Origin of the sequence: Mariniradius saccharolyticus AK6 (assembly GCF_000330725.2) — a bacterium.
GTDB lineage: Bacteria > Bacteroidota > Bacteroidia > Cytophagales > Cyclobacteriaceae > Mariniradius > Mariniradius saccharolyticus.
In genome coordinates this window covers 1-21,107 of the sequence record NZ_AMZY02000004.1, presented here as the reverse complement: position 1 = coordinate 21,107, position 21,107 = coordinate 1, and the positions used below count along the sequence as shown (strand labels likewise).

21 protein-coding genes are annotated in these 21,107 nt (G+C 47.2%); 12 read left to right on the top strand and 9 right to left on the bottom strand.

The features are described 5' to 3' along the window. Window positions 1–4: 4 nt before the first annotated feature. The 3 genes from gmk to C943_RS02435 are packed head-to-tail and all read right to left on the bottom strand — an operon-like array spanning window position 5 to window position 1,496. Window positions 5–577: a guanylate kinase gene (gmk, locus tag C943_RS02445; protein ID WP_008623818.1), complete on the bottom strand. Its 573-nt coding sequence runs from the start codon at window positions 575–577 to the stop codon at window positions 5–7. 6 nt (window positions 578–583) lie between these two features. Beyond that, window positions 584–853: an anti-sigma factor gene (locus C943_RS02440; RefSeq protein ID WP_040478772.1), complete on the bottom strand. Its 270-nt coding sequence runs from the start codon at window positions 851–853 to the stop codon at window positions 584–586. 46 nt (window positions 854–899) lie between these two features. Then, entirely contained in the window at window positions 900–1,496 is a 597-nt protein-coding gene (locus C943_RS02435; protein WP_008623815.1) for a sigma-70 family RNA polymerase sigma factor, read from the bottom strand. A gap of 111 nt (window positions 1,497–1,607) precedes the next feature. Here C943_RS02435 and C943_RS02430 point away from each other — a divergent pair, with 111 nt between their 5' ends. Beyond that, window positions 1,608–2,441, top strand: a complete 834-nt coding sequence (locus tag C943_RS02430; RefSeq protein ID WP_008623814.1) for a lysophospholipid acyltransferase family protein — start codon at window positions 1,608–1,610, stop codon at window positions 2,439–2,441. Window positions 2,442–2,474: 33 nt separating this feature from the next. Here C943_RS02430 and C943_RS02425 read toward each other — a convergent pair whose 3' ends face one another. Continuing rightward, window positions 2,475–3,146 carry a 3-keto-disaccharide hydrolase gene (locus C943_RS02425; protein ID WP_008623813.1) on the bottom strand — a complete coding sequence of 224 codons (672 nt, stop codon included), beginning with the start codon at window positions 3,144–3,146 and terminating at the stop codon, window positions 2,475–2,477. Window positions 3,147–3,340: 194 nt separating this feature from the next. Between C943_RS02425 and C943_RS02420 the strand changes: the two genes are divergently transcribed. The 9 genes from C943_RS02420 (at window position 3,341) to C943_RS02380 (ending at window position 12,754) form a co-directional block, all read left to right on the top strand. Next, window positions 3,341–3,976 (top strand): hypothetical protein, encoded by a 636-nt coding sequence (locus C943_RS02420; protein WP_040478770.1) that lies wholly within the window; start codon window positions 3,341–3,343, stop codon window positions 3,974–3,976. A gap of 60 nt (window positions 3,977–4,036) precedes the next feature. Beyond that, complete coding sequence (locus tag C943_RS02415; protein ID WP_008623811.1) at window positions 4,037–6,475, top strand: heavy metal translocating P-type ATPase; 2,439 nt, start codon at window positions 4,037–4,039, stop codon at window positions 6,473–6,475. Between the two features lie 2 nt (window positions 6,476–6,477). Continuing rightward, window positions 6,478–6,660: a cbb3-type cytochrome oxidase assembly protein CcoS gene (gene ccoS, locus C943_RS02410; RefSeq protein WP_008623810.1), complete on the top strand. Its 183-nt coding sequence runs from the start codon at window positions 6,478–6,480 to the stop codon at window positions 6,658–6,660. Between the two features lie 2 nt (window positions 6,661–6,662). After that, window positions 6,663–8,795 (top strand): cytochrome-c oxidase, cbb3-type subunit I, encoded by a 2,133-nt coding sequence (ccoN, locus tag C943_RS02405; protein ID WP_008623809.1) that lies wholly within the window; start codon window positions 6,663–6,665, stop codon window positions 8,793–8,795. Between the two features lie 11 nt (window positions 8,796–8,806). Continuing rightward, the gene (locus C943_RS02400) at window positions 8,807–8,998 is read left to right on the top strand and encodes a hypothetical protein (protein WP_040478768.1); all 192 of its coding nucleotides are present in this window, start codon (window positions 8,807–8,809) and stop codon (window positions 8,996–8,998) included. Beyond that, the gene (locus C943_RS02395) at window positions 8,985–9,944 is read left to right on the top strand and encodes a cbb3-type cytochrome c oxidase N-terminal domain-containing protein (protein ID WP_040478765.1); all 960 of its coding nucleotides are present in this window, start codon (window positions 8,985–8,987) and stop codon (window positions 9,942–9,944) included. The genes C943_RS02400 and C943_RS02395 overlap by 14 nt, the downstream gene beginning before the upstream one ends. A gap of 81 nt (window positions 9,945–10,025) precedes the next feature. Then, the gene (ccoG, locus tag C943_RS02390; protein ID WP_008623805.1) at window positions 10,026–11,438 is read left to right on the top strand and encodes a cytochrome c oxidase accessory protein CcoG; all 1,413 of its coding nucleotides are present in this window, start codon (window positions 10,026–10,028) and stop codon (window positions 11,436–11,438) included. Window positions 11,439–11,574: 136 nt separating this feature from the next. Continuing rightward, window positions 11,575–12,000 (top strand): FixH family protein, encoded by a 426-nt coding sequence (locus tag C943_RS02385; RefSeq protein WP_008623804.1) that lies wholly within the window; start codon window positions 11,575–11,577, stop codon window positions 11,998–12,000. A gap of 49 nt (window positions 12,001–12,049) precedes the next feature. After that, the gene (locus C943_RS02380; protein ID WP_008623803.1) at window positions 12,050–12,754 is read left to right on the top strand and encodes a sulfite exporter TauE/SafE family protein; all 705 of its coding nucleotides are present in this window, start codon (window positions 12,050–12,052) and stop codon (window positions 12,752–12,754) included. A gap of 54 nt (window positions 12,755–12,808) precedes the next feature. Here C943_RS02380 and hemN read toward each other — a convergent pair whose 3' ends face one another. Beyond that, a complete protein-coding gene (hemN, locus tag C943_RS02375; RefSeq protein ID WP_008623802.1) occupies window positions 12,809–14,170 on the bottom strand; it encodes an oxygen-independent coproporphyrinogen III oxidase in 1,362 nt (453 codons plus the stop codon). A gap of 387 nt (window positions 14,171–14,557) precedes the next feature. Between hemN and C943_RS02370 the strand changes: the two genes are divergently transcribed. Beyond that, window positions 14,558–15,934, top strand: a complete 1,377-nt coding sequence (locus C943_RS02370; RefSeq protein ID WP_008623800.1) for a Gfo/Idh/MocA family protein — start codon at window positions 14,558–14,560, stop codon at window positions 15,932–15,934. Window positions 15,935–16,025: 91 nt separating this feature from the next. On the opposite strand, the gene C943_RS02365 is transcribed toward C943_RS02370, so the two are convergent. The 4 genes from C943_RS02365 to C943_RS02350 form a co-directional block, all read right to left on the bottom strand. Beyond that, window positions 16,026–17,111, bottom strand: a complete 1,086-nt coding sequence (locus tag C943_RS02365) for a Gfo/Idh/MocA family protein (protein WP_008623799.1) — start codon at window positions 17,109–17,111, stop codon at window positions 16,026–16,028. Between the two features lie 90 nt (window positions 17,112–17,201). After that, window positions 17,202–17,915 carry a Crp/Fnr family transcriptional regulator gene (locus tag C943_RS02360; protein ID WP_008623798.1) on the bottom strand — a complete coding sequence of 238 codons (714 nt, stop codon included), beginning with the start codon at window positions 17,913–17,915 and terminating at the stop codon, window positions 17,202–17,204. Between the two features lie 73 nt (window positions 17,916–17,988). Next, window positions 17,989–18,462 (bottom strand): type I restriction enzyme HsdR N-terminal domain-containing protein, encoded by a 474-nt coding sequence (locus C943_RS02355; RefSeq protein WP_008623797.1) that lies wholly within the window; start codon window positions 18,460–18,462, stop codon window positions 17,989–17,991. Window positions 18,463–18,640: 178 nt separating this feature from the next. Beyond that, window positions 18,641–19,339, bottom strand: a complete 699-nt coding sequence (locus tag C943_RS02350; RefSeq protein WP_008623796.1) for a ComEA family DNA-binding protein — start codon at window positions 19,337–19,339, stop codon at window positions 18,641–18,643. 224 nt (window positions 19,340–19,563) lie between these two features. Between C943_RS02350 and hemA the strand changes: the two genes are divergently transcribed. Next, window positions 19,564–20,838, top strand: a complete 1,275-nt coding sequence (hemA, locus tag C943_RS02345) for a glutamyl-tRNA reductase (RefSeq protein ID WP_008623794.1) — start codon at window positions 19,564–19,566, stop codon at window positions 20,836–20,838. The last annotated feature ends 269 nt before the right edge of the window (window positions 20,839–21,107 follow it).

Below are 21,107 nucleotides of genomic sequence, written 5' to 3'. Positions count from 1 at the left end.
TTGATTATTTGGTGAGAAAATCGCCGACAAGTCGCTCTGCTTCGGCAAAGGATTTTGCCATATCGTCGTTGAGGATGGTGACATCAAACTTGTCCTGGAAGCCCATTTCGAATTTGGCTTTGTACAACCTCCTAGACAAGCTTTCGTCCGATTCTGTGCCACGGTCCTTTAGCCTTTCTTGAAGAACCTCGAGGGAAGGGACTTTGACAAAGATCGCCAAGGCCTTGTCCCCAAAATATTTCTTGAGGTTGATGCCACCTTTGACATCCACGTCAAATATCACGTGTTTGCCACTCGCCCACAAACGCTCGATTTCTTCTTTGAGAGTGCCATAGAAGTTGCCTTCGTAGACTTCTTCCCACTCGATAAATGCGTCTTCGTCGATTTTTTGCTTGAATTCCTCAGGACTCAAAAAGTAGTAGTCTTTGCCATGTGTTTCTGTCCGACCGCGCTTGTCACGGGTCGAGGCCGAAATGGAAAAACCCAGATTGGGGAATTTTTGGAGAAGATGCCGGACTATGGTCGTTTTGCCAGAGCCTGATGGAGCCGAAAAAATGATTGCTTTTCCTGCTGACATGTCCGCCTATTTAATTTCCTGGATTTTCTCCCGGATGTTGGCGATCAATTCATTGGGGACACAATGCTTGGTGCATTTGTTTTTGAGCACTTCCCTGATAGCTTGCTCGAGGTGGAAATGCTTGAAGCAGGGTTCGCATTTGGCCAGTTTTTCCTGGAGCATGGCTTGGGAGTTGGGAACGTTTTCTCCGTCCAAAATGCTCTCCAGCAACTGGAAACACTTGCTGACGTCAGCGCAAGAAAGCTTTTTTTCTCCCATCGGTAAATTTTCTTCCATCGTAATCAGTAATCTAAGCGGTGATTAATCCTTTCTTTTATGTGGCTTACTCTTCTTCATCTTCTGTGTTGTATCCCATGGTTTTGGCATAAGAACGAAGCTGGTCCTTCAATAAGTTCCTCGCTCTGTGCAATCTGGACCGGACGGTACCGATCGGGATATCCAAGATCTTTGCCATTTCCTCATAGGTGAATCCCTCCAAGTCCGCCAAGATGATCACAGTCCTGAAGTCCACGGCCAGGCTGTTGAGGGCGTTGGAGATTTCATCTCCAAGCATATCCTTTACGGCATCCACCCGGAGGTCAGTCGTACTGGTGTAGTCAACATCATCCGAGTTGTAATAAGTTTCAACTTCCTGATAATCAACTTTCGCAGGCTGCTTGCTCTTACGCCTGTAGTCATTGATAAAGGAGTTTTTCAGGATGCGGAAAAGCCAAGCCTTGGCATTGGTTCCCTGCTCAAACGAATTGATGAACCGATAGGCTTTGAGGTAGGTATCTTGGACAAGGTCTTTGGCATCGTCCTCGTCAAATGTCAGCCGGAAGGCAAAATTGTACATGGAATCTATGTGTGGCATAAATTCCTTGTCGAAAACATGGTTCTTTTCCTGCTCGGAGTATTTTTTGCGCTGGACCTCGGACATAGCCTTCAAAAGTAATCAAGAGCCGAATTTATCCCTAATTTTTCTGATTAATTCAGGTCTTTTGCCTTATTTTGCCGCCTTTCCAAACTCCCTGCTGTCGCTCAATCATTTATGGGTTTCTTTCGCTTGATATCATTGCTGCCGTTGTGGGCCTTGTATTTGGTGACGGATTTCGTGTTTCTTGTGGGATATTATGTGATCAGGTACAGGAGGAAAATCGTTGGCGAAAATTTGGCCTTCGCTTTTCCCGAAAAATCGGCGAAGGAACGAAGACGGATCGAAAGGAAATTTTACCGAAACCTGACCGATTCGTTTGCGGAGACCATCAAGCTCTATACCATGTCAAGTGAGGAGATCAACAGGCGTTTTGTGATCCGAAACCCACACATCATCAAAGACCGGCTGGACAAAGGGGAAATTGTACTGGGATTGGCTGCCCATTTTTTTCATTGGGAAGGGCAAACTTTGGCATTCAAGGCAGCAGTCGACACACGATTGGAAACGGTCTATCATCGGGTAACCAATCAATTTTTCGACAACTTGATGAAGGAAATCCGCGGTCGCTTCGGGGGCACGCTGGTGGATAAAGATGACTTCACCCGAAATTATTTGAAAAACAGAAACGTGCCGAGGTTGATTGGGTTGGCGGCTGACCAACGGCCCCATCAGGCGGAGACCAAATACGTAACCACGTTTATGAACCGGGAGACGTATTTCTATGAAGGTCCGGAAAAGATGGCCAAGCGCTATGGACTTGCCGCCGTCTACGCCGATGTCCAAAAGCCAAAGCGGGGACATTATATCTATACCTATCAATTGGTAGAAAATCCACCCTACACGGATAGTCCGGCACAAAGCATCACCCACAAGTTTATTGAGTTGACGGAAAAAAATATCCGTGCCTATCCGGAACTCTACCTCTGGAGTCACAATCGGTGGAGATGACCGATTCTGTTTTGCTGAATCTGTTTGGGATCGCTATTGAAGCGGCGTCAAAACCACCTTTCTGAACTCCACTTCGGCACCCTCGGCTTGCAATGCAATTTTTCCTCTTCGAGCCGTAGCACCGAAGCCGTCGTTGACCAGGTCACCGTTGACCCAAACCGTAATGCGGTCGGCTTTGCATTCGATCACCATGCGGTTCCACTCCCCGAGGGGCTTTTCGGAGCCGTCGGTCAGGTTGATGATGCGCCTTTCCTTGCCTTCGGTGATGCCCCAGTTTTCCTTTGGTCCGCGCCTTTTTTCCATATGCTCGACTTGGATATCCTCGACAATACACCAAAAATCCCCGGCGTTTTCATGCATCATTTGCACTTCTATGGATTGGGGAAACATGCCGTACAAAGCGCGCGGCCGGGAAGCGTGGACGAGCACGCCGCAGTTTCCGGGTTTGCCGGCAAAGCGGTATTCCACTTCCAGGCGATAGTTCTCAAATTCCTTTTCCGTCAGCAGGTGTCCGTTGGGCGTGCCCAAACTGACGAGCTTGCCGTCGCGAACCAGAAAAGGTTTTCTCAGCTTCGAGTCCCTATCTAGGTCGGGAACGTCCATGTACCAGCCGTCCAGGTTTTTGCCATTGAACAAATCGATTTCTTGGGCAGCAAGGCTGAGCCAGAAATGGGTAAAAATGGCTATTAGTACAGGCTTTTTCATCGGATTGATTTTACTCCAATTTCGCAAAGAATCCAAGAAAAACAATCAGTCAGGAACACCGGAGTATAGATACGATTTAGCTATTCCGCTATCTAGCCAAAAAAAAACATGACATTAATCATATTTGAACCTTTTTAATGTCACCGCCAAAGTTTGCCTGCCTCGATAGCTTTGTAACTGTTGAATGTGGAATTATGCAGGCGAAAGTTGACCAATTAGTAAAGTTTGCGGTACCGGAGGAGATAGTATCCCCCCATTTTTGCGAACGACTCCCAAAGAGTTTCCCTGTTCATCTGAATAAAGGGGGTAAAGGATTGATGTGCAGTCCTGAACAAGGTCCAACGCTTTTTACCGCGCATTTGCCAGAGGTACTCGATTGGCTACATAAGCAAGAAAAGCCAAAAGCCCTTGAAGAGGAACCCTGCGAAGTTCCGGTTTTGCTTTTTGACAAGGAAATGTCGACAGAAAGCCTACTTTTTCACTATGACGGGACCCCCGCATCTGCAAGGTTAATTCATCATTTTGTAGAACTATTTCAAGACAATATCAAAGACAGCCGCGCCACAATCATTTCTCCAAGTTTTATCCCTAAGTCGAAGCAAAGGGAAGAACAGGAAATCATCCAATTGATTACGAACTCGACTTCTGAGACATCATTCATAAAATTCAACTTTACGAGGATAGGGGACTTTTGGTCCTATGCGGTCAAACATCGCTGCACCCTGCTGGTCACCACCAAAAATTATCAATCAGATTTAGCCAAAGTACTTTTTCATTTCTACAAAGGGGGAATGTGGTACGACAGGCTTTCGTTTTACCTGTCTTTCTAAATCATTCCTAAATATGATTTTCGTCATGTTTTTCACCCCCGAAGCTCAGTAAATTGTACCATGCCAAACCAAATCCATCACGCTGCTTCCAAGTCCACCGCCACATGTTACCATTGTGGGGAAGAGTGCCGCGAGGAGGTTTTGCATTTTGACGAAAAGGAATTTTGCTGTACAGGCTGCAAGCTCGTCTATGAGGTTTTGAGTGAAAATGAGCTTTGCAATTACTACCAAATCGCCGAAAAGCCCGGAATCAGCCAAAAGGAAGTGTCCCGCAAAGACAACCGTTTTGATTACTTGGATGATGCCGATATCGTCCACCGCTTGGTCGATTTCCAAAATGGCGATGAGACCCACATTACTTTTTCGATTCCACTGATACATTGCGCGTCGTGCATTTGGTTGTTGGAAAACTTGCACAAACTCCATCCAGGCGTGGTTTCCGGACGGGTGGATTTTATCAAGAAGAAAGTTCAGGTAAAATACCACCAGGATGCTATCAGTCTCAAAGAACTGGTACAGCTGCTCTCCAGAATCGGCTACGAGCCCAGCATCAATCTTTCCGATGCCGACAAAAAGCAACCTGTATTTACCGACAAGAAGCAAATCCAAAAACTTGCCGTGGCAGGTTTCTGCTTTGGCAATATGATGCTCTTCAGCCTTCCCGAGTACTTCGCGGAGGCCGAGCTACTTGGCGATGGTTTCAAAAAGACCTTCAATTACCTCAATGTGTTGTTGGCACTTCCGGTTTTCTTCTACGCCGCCACGGACTACTACCGCTCGGCTTGGCTTTCTGTCAAAAACAGAGCCGTGAACATGGATGTGCCGATTGCCCTAGGAATTGTGACGCTTTTCACCTACAGCTTGTACGACATTTTCGCATTGGGCAATGAAGGCTATATGGACACGCTCGGAGGCTTGTTGTTTTTCCTTTTGATCGGGAAATATTATCAGCAAAAGACCTACGACACGCTCTCTTTTGATCGGGACTACAAATCCTATTTCCCGATTGCCGTGACGCGCTTGGTCCGCAATGAAGAGGAAGTGATCCCATTGATCAAACTCCATGTCGGAGATATCATCAAGGTGAGAAATGAGGAGCTGATCCCCGCGGACAGCATTTTGCTCGAGGGAGAAGCATACATCGACTACAGCTTTGTAACTGGGGAGCAAATCCCCGTGGCCAAGAAAAAAGGCGAACTTGTATATGCCGGAGGAAGGCAAAGGGGCCAATCAATCTCTCTTGCGGTACAGAAATCGCCATCACAGGGATATCTTACCGACCTTTGGAACAACGAGTCCTTCGAAAAAGAAAAAACGCATAGCCTTGAGTCCCTCGCAAATCGCATTTCGGGCAAGTTCACATTCACGGTCTTGGCGATCGCGCTCGGTGCTTTGGTGTTTTGGGCTGCAAGGGGAGAGGTTTCCTTGGGCGTCCTGGCCTTTACGTCTGTTTTAATTATCACTTGTCCATGTGCTTTGGCCATGTCGACACCTTTTACTTTGGGCAATACGCTCAGGGTGTTTGGACAAGGCAAGTTTTATTTAAAAAATGCCCAAGTCATCGAGCGTATGGCACAGGTGGATACGGTGGTTTTTGACAAAACAGGAACCTTGACCGCACCTTCCGAGGCAAAGGTGAGCTACCATGGAGACCGGCTTTCAGCAGAATCCAAATCGATCATCAAGACCTTGGTCAGCCACTCTACCCATGCGCTGAGCAACCGCATCAATTCTTGGTTGGATGGAATATCGACGCTGAGTGTCGAGGAGGTACATGAGATTCAGGGAAGAGGAATCCAAGGTTTTTACAAGGGTCAGGCTATCCGATTGGGTTCGGCGGAGTTTGTAGGCTATCAGGGAGGAGACCTCAAAGAAGGCGGCAACTTGGTATTTTTCTCCATTGAAGGGAATGTGATCGGTTACTTTTTGATCCAAAGCGGCTTGCGTAAAGGAATCGAGCAGGTAGTAGCCCAAATAGGCAGCAACAAGGAAGTGCATCTACTATCGGGCGACCAAGACCATGAGCGAAACCATCTCAAGCAGGTTTTTGGGAAAGATGTGCTGATGAACTTCCATCAAAGCCCAAAAGACAAATTGGAATACATCCAAACCCTCAACCAAGCGGGGGCAAGTACCTTGATGGTGGGTGATGGGCTCAATGATGCCGGTGCGCTGAGGGCCGCTCAGGTGGGCATCGCGGTTACGGATCGGATCACCAATTTTTCGCCTGCCTCCGATGCGATCATGGATGCAGCGGTCATGGATAGGCTTCCGGCGTTTTTGGATTTTGCCAAGACAAGTAGAAAAATCATTAAAGCCAGCTTCGGGCTGAGCTTCACTTACAATACGATCGGGGTCATTTTCGCGGTACAGGGATTGGTGAGTCCGGTTTTCTGTGCCGTTTTGATGCCAATTTCCAGCATTTCAGTCGTGGTGTTTACCACGCTTGCGACCAATTACTTGGCGGTCAAAAAAGGTTTGAAACAAAAAATCTGGTAACCATGGAAGTCATCTTCGTCCTCATCGCAGTCAGTTTGGTTTTGGCAGGTTCATTTTTGTTCCTGTTTTTCCGGGCTGTCAAATCAGGTCAGTTTGAAGACGACCAGACGCCTGCGATCCGAATGCTATTTGAAAATGAAATAAAAACAAATGAAAAAAAAGTACCATCAACTAAATCGAAGTAAGTATGTCAGGACCATCACTTGAACAGTTCAGTTACGACAACAAGATCGTAAAGTACTTCGGGGTCGCCACGATAGCCTGGGGCCTCGTAGGAATGTTGGTCGGGCTTATAGTAGCGATACAGCTATTTCTGCCCGAAGCCAATTTAGGCAATCCCTACACCACGTTTGGTAGAATCAGGCCGTTGCATACCAACGCGGTGATTTTTGCTTTTGTGGGCAATGCGATTTTCGCGGGGATTTATTACTCCATGCCGCGCCTGCTCAAAGCGCCCATGTGGAACAAGAACCTCAGCTGGTTCCATTTTTGGGGCTGGCAGTTGATCATTCTTTTGGCAGCGATCACGCTTCCTTTGGGAATTACGACCTCCAAAGAATATGCGGAGCTCGAATGGCCGATCGATATCCTGATCGCTGTGGTTTGGGTTGCCTTCGGTGCCAACATGATCGGAACCTTGCTTACCAGAAGGGAAAAGCACATGTATGTGGCCATATGGTTTTACTTGGCTTCATTCGTCACAGTCGCCGTACTGCACATCTTCAATTCCCTGGCGCTCCCGGTGAGCTTCCTGAAAAGCTACTCTGCCTATGCCGGTGTACAGGATGCCCTTGTACAGTGGTGGTATGGACACAATGCGGTCGCTTTCTTCCTGACGACGCCGTTTTTGGGTTTGATGTATTACTATTTGCCAAAAGCTGCCAATAGACCTGTATATTCCTACAAACTGTCGATCGTCCACTTTTGGTCCTTGATTTTCCTCTATATCTGGGCGGGTCCACACCATTTGTTGTATACAGCGTTACCCGAGTGGGCACAAGTATTAGGCGTCATTTTCTCCGTCATGCTGATCGCTCCGTCTTGGGGTGGTATGGTCAACGGGCTTTTGACGCTCAGGGGCGCTTGGGACAAAGTACGCGTTGACCCTGTGCTGAAATTCATGGTGGTGGCCGTGACTGCCTATGGTATGGCGACCTTTGAAGGGCCAATGCTTTCCTTGAAGAATGTCAACGCCATCGCGCACTACACTGACTGGATCGTAGGTCACGTACATATCGGCGGTTTAGGTTGGAACGGTTTCTTCACATTCGCCATGCTATACTGGTTGTGGCCAAAAATGTGGAGGACCAACCTGTATTCCACCAAATTGGCGACTACCCACTTTTGGCTGGGCACGATAGGTATCATCTTCTATGCCCTTCCGCTATACGTATCGGCATTGACACAATCTTTGATGCTGAAGGAATTCACTGAAGCTGGCCGCTTGGCGTATCCCAACTTCATCGAGACAGTCATCCAAATCGTTCCGATGTACATCCTCAGGGCTTTGGGTGGATTGTTGTATTTGACCGGTGCTTTCTTATTGGTTTACAATATGATTATGACAGCCAAGCAAGGAAAATTCGTCGCCGAAGAAGCTGACGAGGCGCCCGCTTTGGCACCACATGTCGAGGAAAAAGGAGAATTCTGGCACAGGGCATGGGAAAGAAAACCTGTTTTCTTCACCCTATTGGCCACAGTTGCGATATTGATCGGTGGTATCATTGAGATCATCCCAACCATCCTCGTCAAGTCAAATGTTCCGACCATTACCAGCGTCCAGCCTTACACCCCATTGGAACTCCAAGGTCGGGATCTTTACATATCGCATGGCTGTGTAGGCTGCCATTCGCAGATGATACGGCCATTCCGGTCCGAGACTGAGCGCTATGGGGAATACTCCAAGGCAGGCGAATACGTTTATGACCGGCCATTCCTATGGGGATCCAAGCGGTCCGGTCCAGACCTTCACCGTGTCGGTGGAAAGTATCCGGATTCTTGGCATTATCACCATATGATGGATCCTACTAGTATGTCACCCGGATCCTTGATGCCTGCATATGATTGGATGTCCACCAATATCATGGACCACAGCAGCCTGCCAGACAAGATTTCCACGCTCAGAAGCTTGGGAGTTCCCTACCCTGAGGGATATGAAGCGCAAGCACAGGCTGACCTTTACGTACAGGCTGACGGTATCGTCAAAAACCTGAAATCAGCAGGAATTGAAGTGGTACCTGATTCAGAAATTGTGGCATTGATTGCCTACCTGCAACGCTTGGGTACCGACATCAAGAAAACCACAGCATCTAATCCCTAAATCCCCAAAAAATGAAAAAGGACATATTGAGTGCTATCGAAAACGTCGAGATATATCCCATCATCTCCTTGTTGATCTTTGTGATCTTCTTCGTGGGAATGTTCATTTGGGTGATTACGGCGGACAAAAACTATATCAACCACATGAAAGAGATGCCTTTCAGTGATGACCATCAAAAGAACTCAGGCTATGAAAAAGTTTAAATATCTAATGCTACTGTTGCTGGGCGTCTTTGGAAGCAGTCCGGCATGGGCCCAAGCGGCAGAGGCGGAGTCCTCCTGGATGGGCACCCTTCAGCAAATGGACAGTTCCCAACTCACGCTGCTCATTATCCTAGGTGTGGTGTTGTTGGTGATTGTGTTGCTGCTTTTCCTTATGATTTATTTGATGTCGTTCATGTCGGCGGTTTTGAAAAAGGAAAACCCTGAATTGGCGGCACAGCCTTCCTGGTGGGATGAATTCAAACTGAAGTATGTGACAGGCAAAATGCAGCCTGTGGGTAGCCCAGAAGAGAAGAGGTTGATGAAGGAACACACCTTCGACGGTATCGTGGAGTTGGATAACCACATGCCGCCTTGGCTGGCCAATGTCTTTTACATCACGATCGCGTTTGGGGTGATTTATTTCACCTACTACACGGTGCTCGGTTTGGGGGTGTCCCAATACGAAGAATATGCCGAAGAACAGCGTGTAGCAGCCTTGCAGATCGAAGCCTACAAAGCCAATTTGACCAGCCTGATCGATGAGACAAATGTCGTATTCGACGAATCGGCAGCTGCCATTTCGGCCGGCCAATCCATTTTCCAAGCCAACTGCGTAGCCTGCCATGCCCAGGATGGCGGTGGCGGCGTGGGTTCTAACCTGACGGATGAATATTGGAAGCATGGTGGCTCGATCAATGATATCTTCAAAGTCATCAAATATGGTGTCCCTGAAAAAGGCATGATTCCTTGGCAGGACCAACTCAGTCCGGAGCAAATCCAACAAGTAGCGAGCTTTATCTTGACGCTGCAGGGAACCACTCCTGCAAATCCGAAAGAGGCTGAAGGCGAAAGGTATGTACCCAACGCACCGGCAAGTGCAGACTCAGCCTTGGTAGCCCCGGTAGATACTACCAAGGTGGTGGCTGTGGCTGGAACCGAGGAATAATCAAGATACCGGGAGTGACAGCGGTCACTTCCGGTATTATTTCTTTTGAAGAGATTTAGAGTAGCGTAAAAAAAATCCGCCATGAGCAAAGTAAACCCCAACTTGGACCCAGAGAATTTCAGAGACTCACTTGGGACGGTCCGGTCAGACGGTAAGCGTAATTGGATTTATCCAAAAAAAGTATCGGGTAAGTTCTACAAGTGGAGAACTTACCTTTCTTGGGTTCTTTTGGCGATTTTGTTTGCCGGACCATTTATCCGGGTGGATGGAAGGCCGTACATGCTTTTTAACATCTTCGAGCGGAAATTCATCATCTTTGGGGCGGCATTTTGGCCGCAGGATACCCATATCCTGATTTTCTTGCTGCTCATTTTCTTCGTGTTTGTGATTCTGTTCACGGCCGTCTTCGGTCGGGTATTTTGTGGTTGGGCCTGTCCGCAGACTTTGTTCATGGAAATGGTCTTCCGCAAAATCGAATACCTCATAGAAGGCGATGCAAATCAGCAGCGAAAGCTCGATGAAATGCCATGGAACGCCGAGAAAATCTGGAAAAAGGGATTGAAAATGACCATTTTCGTCCTCATTTCCCTTGTCATTTCCCATACCGTGATGGCATATTTGATCGGTATCGATCAAGTAAAAACCATTGTCAGTCAGCCACCCAGTGAGCATATGGCAGGATTTATTGGGCTGATGGCGTTTACGGGCATATTTCTCTTTGTATTCTCTTGGTTTCGTGAGCAGGCTTGCATTGTGGTCTGTCCTTACGGAAGGCTTCAGGGCGTACTGCTTGACGCAAACTCGATCAACGTCACCTATGACCATGTCCGTGGGGAACCTCGGGGTCCTATCCGCAAAAACAAGATCGAGGAAAAGCCCAAGGGTGACTGTGTGGATTGCGGCCTTTGCGTACAAGTATGTCCGACAGGGATCGATATTCGAAATGGCGTACAGATGGAATGCGTCAATTGCACCGCCTGTATCGATGTATGCGATGAAGTAATGGTCAAAGTAGACCGACCAAAGGGACTAATTAGGTACGCTTCCGACAACAGTATCCTCAAGGGTACCCAAAAGCTCCTTACCCCTAGGGTCAAGTTGTACAGCTTTCTTTTGGTGTTACTAGTCGTGGCGTTCGTGTCACTGCTTTTGACCAGGCATGATTTGGCGGCCACAGTTACCCGGTTTAGGGGGATGACCTATCAGACGCGAGACACAGGTGCCATCAGTAACCTGTACGAGGTGACTTTCATCAACAAAACCTTTGATCCGCAGCAAGTCAACCTGGTGACGGAGGACGGTAGCTACAAAGTGGAAATCGTAGGTGACCAGAACTGGACCTTGGAAGGTCAGGCAAAGTTTGAAGGCAGGTTTTTCCTGGTCAAACAACCGGATCAAATCCGTAAAAATCAGGAGGACGTGACCTTGCTACTGACCCAAAACGGGGAAGTCATCGACAAGATCAAGACGAGTTTTGTAGGACCAGTGAGGTGAGAAGCGAGAAATGAGACACAAGACCCAAGACACAAGAAGCAAGACACGGAGCAATCTATGGTCTATCGACTATTAACAAATAACTCAATAACTCAGTAACTCAATTACCATTAACCAATCAACTAATCACAAAAACATGGACTGGGGAAAAGGAATCACATTGACTTTGGTGGCGTTTGCCGCGATCATGATCAGCATGGTCGTTATCTGCGTGAAGCAGGACGATATCCACTTGGTATCGCAAAACTACTACGAAGAAGAAATCAAATATCAGGAGCAAATAGACAAGGTCGCTAATACGGTTGCCTTGGGAAGGGAAGTCCTGGCTTTCGACGGTCAACTTAAGAAAGTAGACTTGAATTTGCCCGTCGGTGCGAAAGGGGTATTGCACTTATTTAGGCCATCTGACGCGCGCTTGGATCAGAAGATCGATTTTGAGATTACCGATCCAGCAGCCCAATCGGTCAACGTTGCCGATCTCAAGCCGGGCTATTGGCGCCTCAAACTCTCCTGGTCCGAAAACGGCGTGGACTATTACGAAGAAAAGAAGATCACCATCTAGCCGTTTTCTTATGTCTTATGTCTTGTGTCTTGAATCTTAAGTCTCATTTATGATCTGGACCGCTGTCGTTCTTGGTTTTCTGGGCTCCTTTCACTGCCTCGGCATGTGTGGCCCGATTGCCATGGCCATTTCGGCCAAGGATGCGGCGCCTTTTCTCCAAAACAAGATCATCTACAATCTCGGCCGTACCATCACCTATTCTCTCTTGGGGGCTGTCGTCGGTATGTTGGGATACTCACTTTCACTCGTAGGCTTCCAACAGGGGATTTCTATTGGGATGGGGATTTTTATACTGTTGATGGCATTTTTCTACAAAAAGTCAGAAAGCATCATCACAGGATCAGGATTTTTTGGGGCGGTGTACAGGTTGAAGAGTTCCCTTTCCCATTTTCTCAAAAGGGGAGGTTCCTTTGCTTTTTTTATGTCAGGTATTCTGAATGGCTTTCTGCCTTGCGGCATGGTCTATATCGCGCTGATCGCTTCCCTTGCCTTGCAAAGTCCGCTGGATGGAGCGATTTACATGTTTTCTTTTGGTTTGGGCACTATTCCGATGTTGATTGGAGTGATGATTTCAGGCAAGTTGCTGCCGCTGACGATGCGCCAAAAATTCACCAAAGCCCTTCCTTACATGGCCATGCTGATCGGGATATTGTTTATTGTGCGGGGTATGGGTCTCGGCGGACATATCCTGAGTCCCGACCTTCAGGCCTTTGGTCAAGAGGGACCGAAGGAGGGGATTGAGGTGTGTGAGTGAATTTTTAGATTTGAGATGGGAGATTTGAGATATGAGATCATCAAATCCGAAATCTCAAATAGCTTTGCTAAAGCTGAACTGTTTTTCCTCTTTTTCCTGAAGCCTTTTGTCAAAGACCATACAGATATTCCGCACGAAGGGAAGTCCGGCTGCGCCAATGCGGATACCCATCGTGTCACAGGTGATGAGGCCTTCTTCCTGAAACTCCCGTAGTTTTTCCCAGTTCTTTTTCCCAAGGTTGGAATAGAAGCAGAGGTTCCAAGCGGCTTCCTGCTGACAAATCAGTTTCAAAATCAGATTGCGGGTATCAATATCGGCCTGCGACATCACATGCCCCTTCACGATGGCAAAGTGGCCTGACTGGATTTGCGCTTTGTAAGGATCGATTTCTTTTGCGTTTTGGGCATAGCCGTAGTACACATCCGAAATCGCGCTATTGCCCAAGCCGAGGAGGATTTTGGAAGGCGAAGTCGTATAGCCCATGAAGTTGCGGTGCAGGGTCTTGTTCTCCTTTGCCAAGTAAAGCGGATCATCAGGCAGGGAAAAATGGTCCATACCGATTTCGAGGTAGCCCATTTCGGTCAGGATTTCCTTTCCCCTTTCATAGAGTTCCCTTTTTTTGGATTCCTTGGGGAGAAATGCCTCGAAGCTCTTTTGTGCCGGGAAGGCCGAAGGCAAATGTGCATAGCTGTAGAAGGCGATCCGGTCGGGTTTGAGCCCCGCTACTTCCATAAACGTTTGCTCGATCGTCGCCAATGTCTGAAAGGGAAGTCCATAAATCAGGTCAAAATTGACCGAGGTATAGCCAATCTCGCGGGCGATATCGGTGGCTTCCTTCACCTTGGAAAATGGCTGGATACGGTGGATGGCTTTTTGCACCTGTGGGTCAAAATCCTGTATGCCGTAGCTGACCCTTCGGAAACCAAGATCGAAGAGTGTCTGCAAGTGCATCCGCGTGGTGTTGTTGGGATGGCCCTCGAAGCTGAACTCGGCATCGGGCATGATGGTGGCCGAATCCTGGATTTCGGAAATCAGCTCATGGAGCGATTCCGGGGAAAAAAAAGTCGGTGTACCGCCGCCAAGGTGGATTCCAGCCAAATTGGGTTTCGTTCCGAGTACCGCCAAATAATGCCTCCATTCTGCCAAAACAGCCTGAATATAGGGTAACTCTACCGTATGGTTTTTGGTAATGCGCTTGTTGCAGCCGCAGTAGGTACACAGGCTTTCGCAATAGGGCAGGTGGATGTACAGCGTGATGCCTTCCTGACCCCCAAAGTCGGAGTAGGCTTTTTTGACAAGGAGTCTCCAATGATTTTCTTCCAAGTCGTTGGCCCAAAGCGGCACCGTGGGATACGAAGTGTAGCGCGGCGCGGGGACATTATATTTTTGGATCAGTTGGGCGGGGGAGATTGACATAGGACGCGAATTTCCCTCAAAGTTGGGGCATTGGAATCCGGATTTTTATGATGACCAAAAGTGACCTAACTGATAAAAGTCATGTTTTCTCAGATCGCTATATATCTAGTTCAAATTGAACCAAAAACTGAACAAAAGGGATCAATAGAGTTTGACAATGATTCCTTTGTTTTCTTTTGATCTCTTTTGTGGTTAAAAAAAATCAAGGAAAAAGGCTGGACCGGGAACCCGATATAAATCTAGCTTCCAATAATTTGATGTTTAAGTACATGAGGTATCGTTGTTGAATTTCGATTTCATGCTGAGTGCGGGTCGAATTCACCATTCAAGGTGCGGCACATTTGGCCTTTTTTTCTATTTTTAGGAAAGTCAAAAAACGATAACCGTATGAATACCCAATCCCAAAAAGGCAAATCAAGACGAGAGTTTATCCAAAAAGCTTCCGCCCTCACGGCAGGCACGGTTTTTCTGAGTGGAATCGCGGAGGCCATACAGCTGCACGGGAATCCCGCCGCAAAGATGAAAATCGCCTTGGTCGGCTTGGGCGTAAGGGGAGTATCCATGTTTGGCAGAGACGTGCAGCGGGCCTATGGCGAGCAGATCGAATTTGTAGGTCTCTGCGATATCAACCCTGGGCGTCTGGAGGTTGGGAAGAAATATATCGGTGTGGAATGCCCGACCTTCACGGATTTCGATGCCATGCTGCGGTCCCAAAAGCCGGATGTCGTCATCGTCACGACGGTGGATGCGACACACCATCTGTTCATTATCAAGGCGCTGGAGTTTGGTGCCAACGTGATCACCGAAAAACCCATGACCACCGATGAGGTCAAGTGTCAGGCTATCCTAGATGCAGAAAGGAAGTCTGGGAAAAAGGTAATTGTAACTTTTAACTACCGCTATTCCCCGCACCGTCAGCGCATCTATGAAATCCTCCATTCGGGAGAAATCGGTACCGTGACTTCGGTGGATTTTCATTGGTATTTGGATACTTCTCACGGTGCTGACTATTTCCGACGCTGGCACGGGCTACGGGAAAAGGGAGGTACGCTCCTTGTCCACAAATCCACCCACCACTTCGACTTGCTCAATTGGTGGCTGGATTCTGATCCTGAGGAAGTGTTCGCCTATGGCAAATTGGAATTCTATGGAAAAAACGGACCCTTCCGCCATACCCACTGCAGGCCTTGTCCCCACAAATCCAATTGTGATTTTCACTGGGACATTACCAAAAATAGCCACCTGATGGCACTTTATGTCCAAAATGAACAGCACGACGGCTATTTGCGGGACGGCTGTGTGTTTCGGGAGGAGATCGATATTTTTGACAAAATGGCGGTACAAATCCGCTACATGAATGGAGTGCAAGTATCCTATTCCCTGACGACCTATTCCCCCTACGAGGGCTACCGCATCGCATTCAACGGTACCAAAGGCCGACTGGAAGCATGGATCAAGGAAAGCCAACCCTGGGACGAGCCGCCACAAGATGACCTGAGGCTCACGAAGAATTTTGGTGATTCCGAAATCATTGTCATCCCCCACGGCGGTGGAGGGCACGGTGGTGGTGACACACGCTTGAAGGACAAACTCTTCAAAGATCCCACCATGGCCGATCCTTACCGCCAATCAGCGGGGACGAGGGATGGGGCCATGTCGATCCTCGTGGGTATTGCTGCGCGAAAAAGCGTTGACACTGGACAGCCCATCAAGATCAAGGATTTGACGGATATCGAGCTAAAAGCTCGGGGACGAGGGGCCTGAACGGGTCAGAGGGTCGCTTGTTGGAAAATCGGATCACCAATTTGTAAAAATAGTTTTCTTTGTCTTCCCGCCTGATTCAATCCTATTCTCATTATCCAACTATTGGGAAACTCACAGGCCCATTTCTTTCCTTACTCCTGTAAATCGCCGTGAATAGCTCCACGACTTTCCTCCCGTCGAGGCCGGTCACCAAGGGCTCTCTTCCGGCGTCTAAGGATTCCAAAAACTCTTCAATTTGTCTCTGGATGTAGAAATAAGTGGCATCGATTTTTTCAAAATGCCTTGTGTCAGCCGCCATCCATTCTTGGGGGAGGTTTTCTTCGCCAGGTATAGTCCAAAGGTCGTTGAAGGGTGGCTTGGAAATGCCTGATATTCCAGCAATGAACATGGCCCCGCTTTCGGGTTCGACTCCGACAGAGGCGCCATTGCTTCCATGGATATGCACCTTGCCGTGGATCCCTGGTTTTTGGGAATTGCTGAGAACGATATTTCCCAAGGCACCGCTCTTGAATTTGACGATCGCAAGGGCCGTATCCTCCACCTCGATGTAGGGATGGTTGAGGTTGGCCCAGGTGCCATATACCTCCGCGATGTCGCCCATCAGCCAGCACAGCAGGTCCAATTGGTGCGGGGCTTGGTTGACCAAAACGCCACCGCCTTCGTGCTGCCAAGTCCCCCGCCATGGATCCGAAGCATAGTACTTTTCATCCCGCCAGCTCAGCATGGCCGCCGTTCCAAGGATTGGTTTACCGATTTTGCCGGCATCTATGGCTTCCCGTACTCTTTGTACCGGCTCGTAAAACCGGCGTTGGCTGATGACGCCGAGTTTTTTGCTATATTTTTTGGCAGCTGCGATCATCGCGTCACAGTCAGCGAGGCTGGATGCCAAAGGTTTTTCTACAATTACATTTGCCCCGGCGGCGAGTGCTTCCAAGGTTGGATCTTTGTGGTTGGGATGCGGTGTACAGACCATGACCAAGTCCAGTTTTTCTTTTTGGACCATTTCTGTGATCGAGTCATAACCTTTGGCTCCGTAAGCCTCGCCAAAACCCTTTGCCTTTGCTAGGCTTCTGCTGTATACGGCCGTAAAATCAGACCGGTGCGCACCAAGTAGGGCTTTGGCGTGGAGTTGGGCTACTTTGCCGCATCCGATGATTCCTGTCCTGTACTTTTCCATTTTTACTTTCCAATTCAATAAAGAAATCGAAAAAAATAAAGGCTGGCAAGAATTTCCTGACAGCCTCCTGATATTTTATTTTTTGGATTCTCAACCGTAGAAATCCGACAACCTTGCCAAAGCTTTTTTGTCCTGCACTATAATTTTTTTCCCTTGGAAATCGATAAGATCATCTTTTTTGAATTCTGACAGTAAGCGAATCACAGTCTCAGTTGCTGTACCCACGAGCCCGGCGATTTCCTCTCGGGTCAACACGATGTCAATCTTTTCTCCTGCTTCACCATCAATACCATAAGTTTCACTCAGTTTTAAAAGCGTAAATGCCAAACGCTCGCGAATTGACTTTTGGGTTGCATCAGTGAGCTTGTCCTCCATGATACCCAAATCGTGGCAAAGGGCCTTTGTCACCCTTCTGTGAAACTCCGTGTCTTCAGCCAAAACCTTCAAGAATGATTCTTTGGGTACAAAGCAAATTTTGGCGTCCTCTATGATTGTTGCTGAATTGCTGTAAGCCTCTTCCCCAAGCAGCGAGGTGTAGCCCAGAAAATCGCCTTTCTTAGCCAAACGGATGATTTGTTCTTTGCCATTGGATGCAGTTTTGAATACTTTCACCACACCGTCATTGATACAAAAAACACCAAGTGGTTTGGTGCCTTCGTAATATAATATCTGACCCTTCTTGTGGGTAATGAAATTCTTATGATCCGAAAGATGGCAGAGGTGAGGTTCGGAAAGATTGGCAAAAAGTGAGAATTTTCGACTCATGCATAGCTCGCAAGGAGTGCTTTTTTCAAGAACTTTCATGATCAGTTTGGCAAATTTTCTTGGATAAACCTATGGCTTAAAGATAATACATTGTATGACAATTGTCACATTTTTAGGTATGAATTTGGGGAACAGTACTCAGTTGGGTATAATTTGCAGATTCCTTGTCCAAGCCAAAAAACAGGTGTTGTCGACCATTTGTGATCCCGAGATAAGGTGCTCCGATTTTTGTATTATAAGTGGCAATTTGTTCCAGGGTTTTATGGCTGAGTTGGACTTCAGGAGCTTTGCATTCCAACAGCAGAAAAGGCCGGCCATTGCGGTCCAATACCAGGATGTCGAAGCGTTTTTGGAGATGATTGTAGCGAAGTCCTTTTTCAAGTGCAAAAAGGCTTTTCGGAAACCCTTGATATTTTGTCAGATAGGCAATCATATGCTGCCTCACCCATTCCTCCGGCGTCAGTATCAAAAACCGTTTTCGTAGTGCGTCGAAAATAGTTAATTTCCCTTCGTCTTCCTGAATGCTGAAATCAAATTTTGGAAAGTCCAAAGGAATCTCCAAAAAGGAGTAATTGCGTGAAGTCATCCCGCAAATATGTTCGCTTTTCGCCACCTACCCCAAATTTTATTTTCATTAGGTCAATTATTTTGGACTGTTTCTGGTGGCAAGTCGAATGAATGAATTCTATTTTGCTGCAAGCTTCCAACACAAGAATGATCTAGGCTTTCGAGCTGATGGACAAACATGAATAGGGTCGAAAACCTCAGAACTCCAGGTATGGGCTCAACCGGTCCACCCATTCTTTGGTAAAAATCTTTATGCCGAGCAGGTCTTCGGGTATTTCATATTTGCCGTGTTGGGTCCGGTAGGCGACAATGACCTTGGCTTCTCCGTAGTTGATGTATGGATGATTGGCAAGTGTGTTTGCGTCCCATTCGTTGATCTTCACTTTTTTGAAAATACCAGGTTCAAATTCGAATTGGTCAAAAAGCTTTTCCATCATTTCGGGCGTCATGCCATAGACTTCGAGGATTTGCTCTTTTTGATGCAGACCACCAATATTTTCCCTGAACTTCACGATCCTGCCAGCCATCGTTGGACCGATTCCGGGGACAATTTGAAGTACAATTGAATCTGCCTCAGCAAATGACAACTTATTTAAACCCGGTTTTTTTGGAGCCTGATAGGCAGGTCTTTTTTTTGTGCTGTCTGTTCTGGTAGCAGAATTGTGATCTGAAGAATATGCCGCTTGGTAGGGCTTCCAACCCGCTTTTACGAGGCTGTCGGCTTTCAAAAGATAGGCTTGGTATCCTTCTTCGTTATTCCGATCCAGTATTTTCTGATACCCGACTGGAATCAGGTAGAGCAAAAGTAAGGCGGGCAGCACCAACATGAATCCGCGGGATTCCCGGTTGGAAAACCCAAAAGTCGATCTGAGAAAAAATTGGATTCTCTTGAACATATATTCTGATCGGATTAAATCAAATTTAGAAATATTGTCGATATCTATCGGTGATAAATTAATACAATTGGTATTATTATCCAATTTGACCTTGCTTTGTGACTCACCTTTGTTTGAATCAAAAATCACAGCTATTTAGATCGAATATAAATTACCGCCACCTTGATGGAAGGTTTCATTCGAAGCTTTATCTGCGTTAAATTTGTTCCCGAATAATGCCCGACATGCAAAACAAGTTTAGAGCCATCAGTTTGTCTTACAAGAATGCACCCGTCCAAATCAGGGAGGTGATTTCTTTGGATGAAGGGTCTATCCATGCGCTTTTGGTCAAGATGAAGGATTTTTTCAGCATGACGGACGTGCTTATTCTTTCGACCTGTAACCGTACAGAAGTTTATTACTCCCACGAGCTTGATCTCAGTACCGAAATCATCAAGTTGATTGGTCTGGAAAAGGGATTGACTAGTGTGGTCGATTACATCGAATACTTTGAGATTTTCAATCAAGATATTGAAGCCATCCAACATTTGTTCCGGGTTTCAATAGGTTTGGAGGCTCAGGTAGTCGGGGATTTACAGATTGCCAACCAGGTGAAAAGGGCCTATCAGGCTTCCGCGGACTTGGATTTGGCGGGTCCGTTTTTACACCGCCTGATGCATACGATTTTCTTTACCAACAAGCGTGTGGTGCAGGAGACGGCTTTCAGGGACGGTGCGGCTTCGGTTTCTTATGCGGCAGTTGAACTCATTGAGGGCATCACATCCAATACCTACCAGCCACGCGTGCTTTTGATTGGCGTCGGCGAGATCGGAGAAGATGTGGCCAAAAACATGGTGCATATCCCGGATGCCAAAGTGACCATTACAAATAGGACTTTCGAAAAGGCAAAAGAATTGGCGGATGAGCTTGGTTTTGAGGTGATACCGTTCGAAAGGTGTGTCGAGGCGATGAAGGATGCAGATGTGGTCGTTTCGTCGATCATGAAGTCAGAGCCTTTCATTACCAAGGAATTGGTAAAATCTTGGGACATCCCTTCCTACAAACTGTTTGTAGACCTTTCCGTGCCAAGAAGTATAGAGACAACCATCGAAGAAGTACCGGGCGTGCTGCTTTACAACGTGGACAATATCCGCAGCAAAGCAACTGCAACGTTGGAAAAAAGGCTGGCGGCGATCCCTGCGGTGGAGAGAATCATCGAGGAAAGCATACAGGACTTTTTCAATTGGAAAAAGGAAATGATGGTTTCGCCGACGATCAACAAACTCAAAAATGCACTGGAGCAAATCCGCCTCGAAGAGATGGAGCGTTTTCTGAAAAACGCCGACGAGCAACAGGTCGCAATGATCGATAAGATCACCAAAAGCATGATGCAAAAAATCCTCAAAGTTCCTGTGGTACAGTTGAAAGCTGCCTGCCAACGGGATGATGCGGATAAGATGATAGATATCCTTTCGGATTTGTTTGATTTGGAAAAGGATCCAGTCAAAAAAGACGCTTGATTATTTTTTCGGTCTTGAAGAGACCGTTAAGTAGGCTTAGTTTACCCCGTCTGGGTGAAATATGGGGTAGGCGCTAGGCGTAATTTGCCAGCCCAGCTTTCCGGCTCAATGCTAATTCCGATAGCTATCGGAACCACAGGATGATTTCTAGACGCATTGCCCTGCCTTTCTATCAAAACGAATTTGTAATTCGATTTTTTGATGTTAATTTTAGTTATGGGTGAAGCATATCAGATAAGCGACCAAGAAATGCCTTATTTTCTTACTTT

What these genes read in the sequence shown, in the direction of transcription:
- gmk (WP_008623818.1), bottom strand. Translation starts at nt 577, where the DNA reads ATGTCAGCAGGAAAAGCAATCATTTTTTCGGCTCCATCAGGCTCTGGC.
- C943_RS02440 (WP_040478772.1), bottom strand. Translation starts at nt 853, where the DNA reads ATGGAAGAAAATTTACCGATGGGAGAAAAAAAGCTTTCTTGCGCTGAC.
- C943_RS02435 (WP_008623815.1), bottom strand. Translation starts at nt 1,496, where the DNA reads ATGTCCGAGGTCCAGCGCAAAAAATACTCCGAGCAGGAAAAGAACCAT.
- C943_RS02430 (WP_008623814.1), top strand. Translation starts at nt 1,608, where the DNA reads ATGGGTTTCTTTCGCTTGATATCATTGCTGCCGTTGTGGGCCTTGTAT.
- C943_RS02425 (WP_008623813.1), bottom strand. Translation starts at nt 3,146, where the DNA reads ATGAAAAAGCCTGTACTAATAGCCATTTTTACCCATTTCTGGCTCAGC.
- C943_RS02420 (WP_040478770.1), top strand. Translation starts at nt 3,341, where the DNA reads ATGCAGGCGAAAGTTGACCAATTAGTAAAGTTTGCGGTACCGGAGGAG.
- C943_RS02415 (WP_008623811.1), top strand. Translation starts at nt 4,037, where the DNA reads ATGCCAAACCAAATCCATCACGCTGCTTCCAAGTCCACCGCCACATGT.
- ccoS (WP_008623810.1), top strand. Translation starts at nt 6,478, where the DNA reads ATGGAAGTCATCTTCGTCCTCATCGCAGTCAGTTTGGTTTTGGCAGGT.
- ccoN (WP_008623809.1), top strand. Translation starts at nt 6,663, where the DNA reads ATGTCAGGACCATCACTTGAACAGTTCAGTTACGACAACAAGATCGTA.
- C943_RS02400 (WP_040478768.1), top strand. Translation starts at nt 8,807, where the DNA reads ATGAAAAAGGACATATTGAGTGCTATCGAAAACGTCGAGATATATCCC.
- C943_RS02395 (WP_040478765.1), top strand. Translation starts at nt 8,985, where the DNA reads ATGAAAAAGTTTAAATATCTAATGCTACTGTTGCTGGGCGTCTTTGGA.
- ccoG (WP_008623805.1), top strand. Translation starts at nt 10,026, where the DNA reads ATGAGCAAAGTAAACCCCAACTTGGACCCAGAGAATTTCAGAGACTCA.
- C943_RS02385 (WP_008623804.1), top strand. Translation starts at nt 11,575, where the DNA reads ATGGACTGGGGAAAAGGAATCACATTGACTTTGGTGGCGTTTGCCGCG.
- C943_RS02380 (WP_008623803.1), top strand. Translation starts at nt 12,050, where the DNA reads ATGATCTGGACCGCTGTCGTTCTTGGTTTTCTGGGCTCCTTTCACTGC.
- hemN (WP_008623802.1), bottom strand. Translation starts at nt 14,170, where the DNA reads ATGTCAATCTCCCCCGCCCAACTGATCCAAAAATATAATGTCCCCGCG.
- C943_RS02370 (WP_008623800.1), top strand. Translation starts at nt 14,558, where the DNA reads ATGAATACCCAATCCCAAAAAGGCAAATCAAGACGAGAGTTTATCCAA.
- C943_RS02365 (WP_008623799.1), bottom strand. Translation starts at nt 17,111, where the DNA reads ATGGAAAAGTACAGGACAGGAATCATCGGATGCGGCAAAGTAGCCCAA.
- C943_RS02360 (WP_008623798.1), bottom strand. Translation starts at nt 17,915, where the DNA reads ATGAAAGTTCTTGAAAAAAGCACTCCTTGCGAGCTATGCATGAGTCGA.
- C943_RS02355 (WP_008623797.1), bottom strand. Translation starts at nt 18,462, where the DNA reads ATGACTTCACGCAATTACTCCTTTTTGGAGATTCCTTTGGACTTTCCA.
- C943_RS02350 (WP_008623796.1), bottom strand. Translation starts at nt 19,339, where the DNA reads ATGTTCAAGAGAATCCAATTTTTTCTCAGATCGACTTTTGGGTTTTCC.
- hemA (WP_008623794.1), top strand. Translation starts at nt 19,564, where the DNA reads ATGCAAAACAAGTTTAGAGCCATCAGTTTGTCTTACAAGAATGCACCC.